The sequence below is a fragment of the Bacillus sp. 220_BSPC genome (assembly GCF_001054655.1).
Lineage (GTDB): Bacteria > Bacillota > Bacilli > Bacillales > DSM-1321 > Peribacillus > Peribacillus frigoritolerans.
The window spans coordinates 37,897-48,675 of the sequence record NZ_JVPL01000284.1 but is presented as its reverse complement, the minus strand read 5'-3'; the positions used below and the strand labels follow the sequence as shown (position 1 = coordinate 48,675).

At 41.2% G+C, this 10,779-nt stretch carries 13 protein-coding genes; 2 read left to right on the top strand and 11 right to left on the bottom strand.

The window, feature by feature from the left end:
* Window positions 1–268: 268 nt before the first annotated feature.
* From ADA55_RS22635 to ADA55_RS22585, 11 genes are all read right to left on the bottom strand, one after another.
* Window positions 269–1,048 (bottom strand): sulfite exporter TauE/SafE family protein, encoded by a 780-nt coding sequence (locus ADA55_RS22635; RefSeq protein WP_048687710.1) that lies wholly within the window; start codon window positions 1,046–1,048, stop codon window positions 269–271.
* A gap of 51 nt (window positions 1,049–1,099) precedes the next feature.
* Window positions 1,100–1,327: a sulfurtransferase TusA family protein gene (locus ADA55_RS22630; RefSeq protein ID WP_034312794.1), complete on the bottom strand. Its 228-nt coding sequence runs from the start codon at window positions 1,325–1,327 to the stop codon at window positions 1,100–1,102.
* A 42-nt stretch (window positions 1,328–1,369) separates the two neighbouring features.
* Window positions 1,370–2,497: an MBL fold metallo-hydrolase gene (locus tag ADA55_RS22625; protein ID WP_048687709.1), complete on the bottom strand. Its 1,128-nt coding sequence runs from the start codon at window positions 2,495–2,497 to the stop codon at window positions 1,370–1,372.
* A 48-nt stretch (window positions 2,498–2,545) separates the two neighbouring features.
* Window positions 2,546–2,941 (bottom strand): DsrE/DsrF/DrsH-like family protein, encoded by a 396-nt coding sequence (locus tag ADA55_RS22620; protein WP_048687708.1) that lies wholly within the window; start codon window positions 2,939–2,941, stop codon window positions 2,546–2,548.
* Window positions 2,942–2,966: 25 nt separating this feature from the next.
* Window positions 2,967–3,539, bottom strand: a complete 573-nt coding sequence (locus ADA55_RS22615) for a sulfurtransferase TusA family protein (protein WP_048687707.1) — start codon at window positions 3,537–3,539, stop codon at window positions 2,967–2,969.
* Between the two features lie 44 nt (window positions 3,540–3,583).
* Window positions 3,584–3,886, bottom strand: a complete 303-nt coding sequence (locus ADA55_RS22610) for a rhodanese-like domain-containing protein (protein ID WP_048687706.1) — start codon at window positions 3,884–3,886, stop codon at window positions 3,584–3,586.
* Window positions 3,887–3,904: 18 nt separating this feature from the next.
* Window positions 3,905–4,273 carry a rhodanese-like domain-containing protein gene (locus tag ADA55_RS22605; protein WP_375564631.1) on the bottom strand — a complete coding sequence of 123 codons (369 nt, stop codon included), beginning with the start codon at window positions 4,271–4,273 and terminating at the stop codon, window positions 3,905–3,907.
* Between the two features lie 26 nt (window positions 4,274–4,299).
* Entirely contained in the window at window positions 4,300–4,779 is a 480-nt protein-coding gene (locus tag ADA55_RS22600) for a DsrE/DsrF/DrsH-like family protein (protein ID WP_048687705.1), read from the bottom strand.
* 112 nt (window positions 4,780–4,891) lie between these two features.
* Complete coding sequence (locus ADA55_RS22595; RefSeq protein ID WP_048687704.1) at window positions 4,892–5,197, bottom strand: monooxygenase; 306 nt, start codon at window positions 5,195–5,197, stop codon at window positions 4,892–4,894.
* Window positions 5,198–5,235: 38 nt separating this feature from the next.
* Entirely contained in the window at window positions 5,236–5,496 is a 261-nt protein-coding gene (locus tag ADA55_RS22590) for a metal-sensitive transcriptional regulator (RefSeq protein ID WP_048687703.1), read from the bottom strand.
* A gap of 802 nt (window positions 5,497–6,298) precedes the next feature.
* A complete protein-coding gene (locus tag ADA55_RS22585; RefSeq protein ID WP_048687702.1) occupies window positions 6,299–7,282 on the bottom strand; it encodes a tRNA dihydrouridine synthase in 984 nt (327 codons plus the stop codon).
* A 283-nt stretch (window positions 7,283–7,565) separates the two neighbouring features.
* Here ADA55_RS22585 and ADA55_RS22580 point away from each other — a divergent pair, with 283 nt between their 5' ends.
* Window positions 7,566–9,200 (top strand): acetolactate synthase large subunit, encoded by a 1,635-nt coding sequence (locus tag ADA55_RS22580; protein WP_048687701.1) that lies wholly within the window; start codon window positions 7,566–7,568, stop codon window positions 9,198–9,200.
* A 27-nt stretch (window positions 9,201–9,227) separates the two neighbouring features.
* The gene (locus ADA55_RS22575; protein WP_048687700.1) at window positions 9,228–10,661 is read left to right on the top strand and encodes an aldehyde dehydrogenase family protein; all 1,434 of its coding nucleotides are present in this window, start codon (window positions 9,228–9,230) and stop codon (window positions 10,659–10,661) included.
* Window positions 10,662–10,779: the final 118 nt, after the last annotated feature.

The window sequence follows — 10,779 nt, the reverse complement described above, 5'->3', positions numbered from 1 at the left end:
ATTGTCGATGCAGGCGATGCTTACTTTCGCTGCCATTAATTTAAAGAAGAAGGCGAAATTCAGAGGGAATTTCAAAAGGGGTTCAGAATTTTCCGCCCCCCTTTAGTCTACAAATTGAAGCTGACTTTCAACAGTCAGCTTTTTCTATTAACAGAAGTCCGTACAAGATAAAAAAAATGATGGAGGAAAAGGAACTATTAGTGTGGCCTATTGTGAACACTTCTTTAACGATAGAACTTCTCACAACTGCTCCCTTCTGTGTCAAAACTCAAGACATGATCCCCGCCCAAGTTTTTACAGCCGTGGCTAAAATCAATAGAGCCAGTATGACTTGCAGTACTTTTACATTCATTTTTTTACCGGCCATTGCCCCAAGCGGAGATGCTATTAAGCTAGCTACAACCATGATCAACGCCGGATAGAAGTCAACTTGACCAGTTGAGATTTTCCCTGCTGTTGCACCAATGGATGAAATGAAAGTAATGGCCAATGAAGAAGCAATCGTGACCCTTGTTGGAATTCTTAAAACGATAAGCATGATGGGAACTAATAGAAAGCCCCCTCCGGCACCGACTATCCCGGCGCCTAAACCAACGATTAATGCCAGGATGGCCGCAAGCCATTTGTTAAAGGTAACTTGATCTACAGGAATGTCATCTATCCCTTTCTTCGGAATGAACATCATGACAGCCGCTATCAACGCCAAAATGCCATAGACGATATTCACTCCGTTTTCCGACATCGATTGTGATCCAAAACTTCCAACCACGCTTCCGATCAACACACTGATCCCCATGTAGAGAATTAGCGTTTTATTTAAATGTCCGCTCTTACGATAGCTCCATATACCTCCGATGGAAGCGAATAAGACTTGTACAGCGCTAATGCCTGTCACATCATGGGCACTAAATGCCGCTAAACCGAAGATTGGGGGAATAAACAGCAGCATTGGATAATTTATTATCGAACCGCCGATGCCGAGCATCCCTGAAACGTATGAACCTATAAAACCAATCAAAAAGATGGTAATGATAAAGGTTATATCCATTTTAAGTGCCTCCCTTAAAAGAAGGGAAACCAAATGGTTCCCCTCTCTTTATCAACCTTTTCTGATCCAAAATTTCAGTATATCATTTTCTTCTGCTGTTTCCATCAGTTCATGGCCACCGGATTTTGACCAAGCGGCTAAGTCTGCTTTAGCTCCTTTATCGGTTACATGTATTTCCAGCACTTGCCCGGTTTGCAAATCATTCATGGCTTTTCTCGTTTTGACGATTGGCATTGGACATGCCAGTCCCTTAGCATCTAGCACTTTATCTGCATTCATATTTCATCTCTCCCATTTTCTTGGTTTCTATTTTTATCGGTTTTAGCGAACCGCACAGCGATTTGGTCCAATTTCCATTTCGCGCTGTTTATCATCATCGGGTTCGATTTTCCCCATATTAGTTTCGCGAATTTCTTGATAAGCGTTTGGCTGAGGCGGTAAATTACCTGTTACCAGCTCTCTGAATTCCGTTTCATCCGCAATGTTCAATCCGTGATTTTCAGCAAACAGCGTACCCAACTTTTTAGCGACGCTTCCATCTTCATTCAATTCATCAATGATCATGAAATGTGATGGCAATACAATTAACTCTTCTGATAATTCTTTATAACGTGTATACAGTGTTTCTCTCAAGTCCCCTACCCAATCCTCAGCCAAACCAGCTAGGTCCGGTCTGCCAATTGAATCGATGAATAGTATATCCCCGCTTAGCAAGTATTTTTGATCCACCACAAATGAAGTCGACCCAATGGTATGTCCCGGGGAGTATAATGCTTGGATATCAATCGCTGTATGACCGATCGTTATCACTTTCCCGCTTTCTAACGGCTGATATTCAAAAGTTACCTCAGCCGCATCCTTTGGGGGCAGCCAGTAAGCTGCATTTGTTTCTTCCGCGATTCTTCTTCCACCTGAAATATGATCGGCATGTAAGTGCGTATCCAGAACATGTGTAATCTTCACCCCGATATCATCTGCGAAATCAAGATAGGCATCTATCATTCTTGTGGAATCAATAACGGCTGCTTCCCCATTGGAAACGACCATGTAAGATAAACAGCCTTTACCAAGTCGAACAAATTGATAAATTCCGGCGCCATTTGTCAATTCGCCTATCCTCACTGGTTCCAAGTGTTCACTCCATGCTTTCATGCCGCCCTTTAAATAAAAAACATCCAATCCAGCTTCAGATAACATTTCAGCAACCATGACGGATGAGCCTTCCTTTGCACATACTACCAGGATTTCTTTATTGGCCGGGATTTGATCGAGAATTTCTTCCACGCCATCCAGTAGATCATAGTAAGGGATATTAAGGAATTCGAAATTCCGCCCTTCAATTTTCCAATCATTAAAGTCACTTTCATTTCGAACATCCAAAATAAATAAGTCGGTTTTATTGATTACTTTCTTTGAAACTTCAGCGGCTGTCATTTGCTTAAATGCCATATCGGATACCCCCTATAGTATTAATGTTTTCAAAAAATTTTTCCTTCATTAAAAGGTTAATTTAACATCAGCATCTTTAGCGAACTCCAAAAATGTGACCGCTCCACCTACTTCGATACCACCAACGAAAGCTTCTTTTTCAATGCCCAATACGTCCATGGTCATTTGACACCCAATAAACTTGACGTCCATTTCCTGTGCCATAGTAACTAACTCAGGAATGGAAGGAACATTGGCCTTTTTAAACCCTTCGGCAAAATGCTCCTTACCTTCAGGCAGAGGAAGTTTTCCATTCGCGTCTTTATGAATTAAGTTCAAACCTTCGAAAGTAAAGAAAATGGCCACTTCTTGATCTGTTGCTGCCGCTGCCGTTGCGATGTTAAACACTTTATATGCATCAAATATGCCACCATTACTTGCGATTATGGCTACTTTTTTAGTCATGATCTATTCCTCCATTTTATAGTTTTCATTCATTCACAGATTTTTGGGAAGGACCGTTCCATTGGCTCATGCCGGGTACAACATTGAATACCTGTTCAAATCCAGCACTGGTCAGTTTTTGTGCAGCAAGATCACTCCGGCTGCCTGTACGGCAAATCACGAAAATCTCTGACTCTATATCCAGTTCACCCATACGTTGTTCCAATTCCCCCAATGGAAGGGATCTTGCTCCTGGAATGTGATTAAAAGCATATTCTGCGGATTCTCGTACGTCCAGGATGACCATATTTCTATTTTCTTCCATTACTTGCAGAAGTTCTTCATTGGAAATGGTTTTTTCATGCTTCTTCACTTCTGTTTCTTCTCCGCTTGCTTTCCGAAGATAATGTTTTAGTGTCGTTCCTTCTTCAAACGTACCCAAGTATTGGTGACCTGAACTTTCCGCCCAGGCTTTCATATCGGCGGTTGACCCTTTATCAGTTGCTTGAACTTCCAGTACTTCCCCCGCTTCCAGGCCATTCATGGCTTTTTTCGTTTTTACGATTGGCATTGGACAAGCTAAACCTTTAGCATCCAAAACAGAATTTGTTTTAATCATTTTTAGTTCCTCCTTCTAATATAGGTGTGGGGGTATATCCGAATTCAAAATTTTTCTGTGGGACCTTCCCATTCATTCATACCACCTATCATGTTCAACACTGTATATCCATGATCCTCAAGTAACTGTGCTGCCCTTGAACTCCTGCCCCCTGACCGGCAAACCATGATATACTCTTTTGATTTATCCAAGTCCTGCATTCTAAATTCCACCAGACCCAACGGGATGTTCACAGCATTTGGTATTTTCCCTGTTTTTACTTCATCCGCCTCCCGTACATCAATGATGTGGACTGGGGAGTTCCCCTTCAATAATGCGTTCACTTCATTCGGTAAAATTTTTTTCATCTTTATAAGAACCTCCTTTTATTCGCGCCAAGAACTCATGCCGCCTTTTACGTTGGTGACTTCTTTAAATCCAAGTTTTTCCAATGCTTTACTCGCATTACTGCTCCTCATCCCGCTTTGGCAGATTACAATCACTTCTTTATCTTTTGACAGTTCCTGTGCCCTTTTGCCAAGTTCGTTTAAAGGAATGTTTTTAAAGTCCTTTATGTGATTGCTCCTATATTCATTAGGAGTACGGACATCAATCAATTGCTTATTTCCTCTATTTTTCAACACAGCTTTTAGCTCTGCCGCATTTATATTTTTTATCCCCTTTACAGGGACAAAGCGCTGATATAAAAACCAAACAATGAAACCTAATATGATGAGATTAAATATAGTTCCCAATGGACCCATCCCTCCGGTACCCAAATTCATATAAATAAGTTTACATTTCCATCCTCTGCTTCAGCTAAATAAGCAGCAACACCTGCATACTCAATTCCATCCAATAATTCCTCTTGCTGTAAACCCAATAAATCCATTGTCATCGTACAGGCTATAAGTTTGATTTCCTGTTCCTGAGCCAACTCAATTAAATTTGGGAGTGACATGGCGTTATGCTTTTTCATCACATGTTTGATCATTTTAGGTCCCATCCCAGCAAAGTTCATGTTTGATAGACCCATTTTATCAGAACCACGCGGCATCATTTTCGCAAACATTTTTTCAAGAAATCCTTTCTTTAATGAAATCGGCTCATCCTTCCTTAAAGCATTCAATCCCCAGAATGTATGGAAGATGGTCACTTCATGATCGTAAGCCGCCGCACCATTTGCAATGATATAAGCAGCCATTGCCTTATCATAATCACCACTAAATAAAATGATCGTCGTTTTTTTCTTTTCAGTCATTATGCTTCCCCCTGATCGAAATTTCATTTTTACACCTTTATACCCAATGGGGTATATATTATGCTAAAAAATATAGTTCGTCAATCCACTTCACTAAAATAAATGGTTATCTTTATTTGCTTGGTCCATGATTGATTGAAGTCAAACCTTCATTCACTTCGAAAATTTTTCCATTAACCTTCTCTATACCAAACCCATTTAACCGAGCTGTATGCATCGTCAAGTACTTACATGCGGATTCCTTCGTTTCAAACAGATAAATGCCGCCTGCTTCCTTTGCCTCACTGTCTTCGGTCCAAATCTTCCAGATCAAGCCTTCTTCATCATTAATGCTTTTTGCTAAATCTGTAAATTCTTTTACCATTTCGTTGCCGAAAGGTCCCTCCATTTTAAAATCCACTTGTAAAATATAAGACATGAATAACACTCCTTTTTCTACATTTCAGGTCAATTCTTTTACCTGCTTTTTATCAGTAAATTAACCGCTTCCTTGACTAGATGATCAGTGCCCTCTCCATTCTCGACGTTTTCCCGAACACATTGCTCAAGATTGGCACTTACGATAACACCCATGGTCCTATCGATGGCACTTCGCGCAGCCGACAACTGAGTGACGATTTCCCTGCAATCATTTCCCTGCTCCATCATTCCAAGAACACCCTTGATTTGTCCTTCAATCCGTTTCAAGCGATTAATGACACTTTTATCATACTCCATACTCCGCCCCCCCTATTTACAATCGTTAATATCATAACTGATTACATTAATTCCATTTCCGATTAAGAAGCTCAGTCCCAAGGTCACTTCTCCAAGCAATTATTGTGAATTTGTTCATTTTCTTTTGAATTTGCGTGCTTTACTCGTGAGTTTGAGCGTTTTACTCGTGAATTTGCACGTTTTACTCGTGAGTTTAGGCATTTTACTCGTGAGTTTGCGCGTTTTACTCGTGAATTTATTCATTGATAACTCGTGAGTTCATATTATACCTATAGGGGTATATTGTCAAGCCGTTTAATTCACACTTTAATAAAAAAATAAGCGCCACTTAGTACTAAAACACAAAATGATATTTTTAGATTAAACTGATTACTTGGAGGGAGAGCATTACGCCCATATGAAGCCAAACCAAGATGATGAATTGGCTGATATTTTCTACAACGCCCTAAGAAGTCACCTTTAGCAAAAAATGTGAGCAAATCACTAATGTTTTCAAAACGCATCCAGTAAGCCAAAATAAAAAGACCCAAACCCCTTTAATTTAAAGGATTTGAGCCTTGGGTCCCGTTTATCTTTGTTTTAACTTGTATATCTAAAATATTGAAGAGTTTACATGTTTTTTATTTGCCAATTTAAAACCTAATATAGATTACTATAATAACAAACATAGAAAGCAAAAATTGGTGGGAATGTGTGGGGTTCAATACCGCCTTCACATTATTCAATTAACAGCTTAGTAAAAAGATTTTGGGGCACAGCTGTTTAACATCCTACTACGCTTTTACCTTAAATGGGGACAATTCTACTGTTCCCCCATCCCATCAAGATTGTTTGACCCAAAGTTTTCGAGCAATGCACGCGCTTCATCTGTTGACTCTGTGTTCATTAATTGAACTCTTAATTCACTTGCCCCTCGAAACCCACGGACATATATCTTAAAAAAGCGATGAAGAGCCTTGAATGAACGTAGCTCTAATTTTGAATATTTATCATGGAGATCCAGATGCAACCTTAAGAGATCAAGCAATTCCTTACTACTATGATCCTTCGGTTCTTTTTCAAAGGCAAATGGATTATTGAATATACCACGCCCAATCATAACCCCATCAATACCGTATTGATGAGCGAGCTTTAAGCCAGTTTGACGGTCAGGGATATCCCCATTGATCGTCAAGAGCGTATCTGGTGCCACCTGGTCACGAAGTTTCTTAATCTCCGGGATTAGTTCCCAATGAGCATCCACTTTACTCATTTCCTTTCTTGTACGCAGATGAATGGAGAGATTAACAATGTCTTGTTTCAATATGTGTGTTAGCCAGTCGTGCCATTCGTCCACATCCGTGAAACCAAGCCTTGTCTTTACACTTACGGGCAATCCTCCTGCTTTTGCTGCTTGTATTAATTCTGCTGCAACTTCTGGACGACGGATAAGGCCACTTCCCTTCCCATTCTGTGTCACATTAGGTACAGGACAGCCCATATTGATATCAATACCCCGAAAGCCTAGTTTCGCCATACCTATGCTCATTTGCCGAAAGTATTCAGGCTTATCCCCCCATATATGGGCTACAATTGGTTGTTCATCCTCTGTAAAAGTCAAACGCCCACGTACACTGCGGATGCCCTCTGGGTGACAATAACTCTCCGTGTTTGTAAACTCTGTAAAAAACACATCAGGTCTGGCTGCCTCACTCACTACATGGCGAAAAACTACATCGGTCACATCTTCCATTGGTGCCAGTATAAAAAAAGGTCGTGGTAGATCACGCCAAAAATTATCTATCATATTCAAATTCCAATCCTTTCATTATGGGTTACCAGGCTACCCCTTATCCCAAAATTAAAAAGCAGAATGTCCCTGCTTCCTTTACACTTATACCATGCTTAAGCACTTTTTATCAAACTGCAGAAATTTTTTTTTCACGAAACCCATCCGACTTCCATATTCCCCCTCCTAGTTTAGAGCCGCAAATGCTCGAAATGGTTTTTCATACACGCAAGTACATAATTTCTAGAGGGCAAAGCCAACATATAAGGAAAGAAATTGAAATGGTCGAGGAGGGAATAATTTGAAGGCATCTGATTTGTTTGTAAGATGTTTAGAGAATGAAGGGGTTCAGTTTATTTTTGGGATACCTGGTGAGGAAAATACGGATCTTATTGATTCTCTAATAAGCTCTGATATTGAATTTATATTGGTTCATCATGAACAAGCTGCAGCTTTTATGGCAGACATCTATGGCCGGCTAACTGGAAAGCCAGGCGTCTGCTTGGGCACATTGGGACCGGGTGCAACCAATTTATTGACAGGGATAGGAAGTGCTTATCTGGATTATTCCCCTGTTGTCGCGATTACAGGTCAGGCGGGCCTTGATCGCATTCATAAAGAGTCGCATCAATATGTGGACATTATTGGCGTTTTCGAGGAAGTAACGAAATGGAATCAACAAATTAAGGTGCCTCATACGATTCCGGAAATTATCCGTAAAGCATTTAAAACGGCTGTCATTGAAAAGCCGGGAGCTGTTCATATAGAACTTCCGGAAGATGTGGCGATGATGGATACAGAAGGGGAACCTCTTCCGGTTACACCAATGCCTAGATCCCGCCCAGCCGAGGAAGAAATCAAAAAAGCCGTCGAATTAATAAATCGCGCTAAAAAGCCTATTATTTTAGCTGGTAATGGCGTGATCCGTGATGGAGCTTCTGAGGTTTTGCGGAAATTTGCAGAAGAGAAGCAAATTCCCGTTGTAAATTCGTTCATGGCCAAAGGAGTTTTACCTTCCGACCATCCATTGTCCCTTTTTACAGTAGGGATGCAAGCAAGGGATTATGTTCTATGCGGATTTGATTTGGCCGATCTTATTATCACCGTCGGCTATGATTTCGTCGAGTATTTGCCAAAGTATTGGAACGATGAGGCAATGAACCCGATTGTTCATATTGATGCTCGACCGGCCGAGATTGATGCCTATTACCCCGTTCAAGCAGAATTGGTCGGGAACGTTAGCGAGGCACTTGAAGCCTTGACGACTGGTGTAGAAAAAAAAGAACTTTGGCCAGAAGTGAAAAGGTTAAGGTCCCAAATCATTGAAAAATTTCATTCTTCGGATGATGTATCAGGAAGCCCAATCATCCCTCAGCGAATCATTGCCGATTTGAAAAGGGCGGAAAAGGGTGATGCCATTGTCATTTCGGATGTGGGTGCCCATAAATTATGGATTGCCCGGATGTATCAGCCGGAAATCCCTAATCATACGATCATTTCTAATGGCTTTGCATCGATGGGAATTGCCATTCCTGGCGCAATTGCAGCCAAATTGGCAAAGCCTGATAAACCTGTCATTGCGGTTACAGGGGATGGTGGATTCCTGATGAATGGAGTTGAATTGGCAACGGCAAAACGTCTAGGTCTTGCCTTCGTGATAGTCATTTTCCATGATTCAAAATACGGCCTAATTGAATGGAAGCAATTGAATAAATTTGATCGTACGAATGCCATTGAATTTACAGATCCAGACTTTTTAGGGTTCGCAAAAAGTTTTGGGGTTAAAGGAGTGAAAGTAACCCACTCCGATGAATTGCTACCTGCATTGGAAGAAGCGCTTTCGAGTCAGGAAATTGTCTTGATTGATGTGGATGTCGATTATTCGGAAAATGTAAAGCTCTCGAAAACATTAGGTGATTATATTTGTAAATTATAGAAGCAGATATTATTGGAGGGATTTCAGATGAAGAAAAAGTGGCAATTGTGGATCGGTGGTAAATGGCGGGAGGCTAAATCATATGAGCCATTATATAACCCCCATTCAAACGAAGAAATTGCACAAATCGGACAGGCTGAACCAGCGGATGCCATTGAGGCGATTGTGGAGGCAAATGCTGCTTTTCAGAAATACCGATCCTACCCGGCTCATGCACGAGCAGAAATTTTATTTAAAGCTGCTGCAATCATGGAAGAACGCAGTGAAGAACTTGCAAGAATCATTTCTCTGGAGGCGGCGAAAACGATTCGAAATGCTCGTGAAGAAATGAATCGTACGGTTCAGACCTATCGTTTTGCTGCAGAAGCGTCCAAGAACAATTATGGAGAACAGATCCCGATGGATGCGGCAGTCGGTGGGGTAAACCGTTTTGGCTTCACGGTTCGCACCCCGATTGGCGTCGTTACCGCGATTACCCCATTTAACTTTCCCTTTAATCTGGTTGCCCATAAAGTGGGTCCAGCTATTGCCGCTGGAAATTCGATTGTGTTAAAACCTGCCGAACAAACCCCATTGAGCGCACTGGTTCTTGCCGATATTTTTAAAGAAGCCGGGTTGCCGGATGGAGTATTGAACATCATACCTGGCAAAGGCGATGTTTTAAGTGAAGCCTTGACGACCCATCCACATGTAAAAAAAGTGACTTTCACAGGCAGTGTAGAGGTCGGACACCTTATCCAGCAGCAGGCAGGCTTCCGTAAGCTTACACTTGAACTCGGGTCCAATTCCCCTTTCATCATTGATGAAGGAGTCGACATCGATCAAATTATTCAAAGAAGTGTAATGGGTTCATTTACGAATAATGGGCAGGTTTGTATCTCGATTCAACGGATTTATGTCCACAAATCACTATACCAACAATTTTTAGATCGTTTCGTCAGTACCACAAAACAGCTTGTCATCGGTTCACCTCTCGAGGAAAATACAAATATTACAGCGGTGATTTCAAAAAAATCATTGGAGCGGTTACAAAGTTGGATTGATGAGGCAGTACAGGAAGGAGCAAAAATTGAGTGCGGCGGTACAGTGGAAGGCAATGTACTATTGCCTACCGTTTTAACCAATGTAAATCGTGACTCAAAAGTATTTCGTTTCGAAGTATTTGGTCCGATTGTCTGCATTTTCCCTTTCGATACGCTGGATGATGCCATCAATGATGCAAATGATTCGCGTTACGGTTTGAACTCAGGAGTGATGACTCCGAGTATAGAACGAGCTTTTTATGCGGCGGAACGCTTGGAAACAGGTGGAGTCGTAATCAATGATATCCCAACTTATCGAATTGACAATATGCCTTATGGCGGCTGGAAGGACAGCGGTGTTGGCCGGGAAGGCGTCAAATATGCGATGCAGGAAATGATGGAGCAGAAGTTTATCAGCTTTAAAATAAGCGACCATTGAGGAATATTAACCCGTGGTAAATGAGACGGCGATATCTTAAGGATCTCGTCTTCTTGTTTTGTCGTACATTATTTTTTTATTGTAGTCTTTGTTATTAATGGGCACAATCGGAAATTAT

What these genes read in the sequence shown, in the direction of transcription:
- ADA55_RS22635 (WP_048687710.1), bottom strand. Translation starts at nt 1,048, where the DNA reads ATGGATATAACCTTTATCATTACCATCTTTTTGATTGGTTTTATAGGT.
- ADA55_RS22630 (WP_034312794.1), bottom strand. Translation starts at nt 1,327, where the DNA reads ATGAATGCAGATAAAGTGCTAGATGCTAAGGGACTGGCATGTCCAATG.
- ADA55_RS22625 (WP_048687709.1), bottom strand. Translation starts at nt 2,497, where the DNA reads ATGGCATTTAAGCAAATGACAGCCGCTGAAGTTTCAAAGAAAGTAATC.
- ADA55_RS22620 (WP_048687708.1), bottom strand. Translation starts at nt 2,941, where the DNA reads ATGACTAAAAAAGTAGCCATAATCGCAAGTAATGGTGGCATATTTGAT.
- ADA55_RS22615 (WP_048687707.1), bottom strand. Translation starts at nt 3,539, where the DNA reads ATGATTAAAACAAATTCTGTTTTGGATGCTAAAGGTTTAGCTTGTCCA.
- ADA55_RS22610 (WP_048687706.1), bottom strand. Translation starts at nt 3,886, where the DNA reads ATGAAAAAAATTTTACCGAATGAAGTGAACGCATTATTGAAGGGGAAC.
- ADA55_RS22600 (WP_048687705.1), bottom strand. Translation starts at nt 4,779, where the DNA reads ATGACTGAAAAGAAAAAAACGACGATCATTTTATTTAGTGGTGATTAT.
- ADA55_RS22595 (WP_048687704.1), bottom strand. Translation starts at nt 5,197, where the DNA reads ATGTCTTATATTTTACAAGTGGATTTTAAAATGGAGGGACCTTTCGGC.
- ADA55_RS22590 (WP_048687703.1), bottom strand. Translation starts at nt 5,496, where the DNA reads ATGGAGTATGATAAAAGTGTCATTAATCGCTTGAAACGGATTGAAGGA.
- ADA55_RS22585 (WP_048687702.1), bottom strand. Translation starts at nt 7,282, where the DNA reads ATGATAGATAATTTTTGGCGTGATCTACCACGACCTTTTTTTATACTG.
- ADA55_RS22575 (WP_048687700.1), top strand. Translation starts at nt 9,228, where the DNA reads ATGAAGAAAAAGTGGCAATTGTGGATCGGTGGTAAATGGCGGGAGGCT.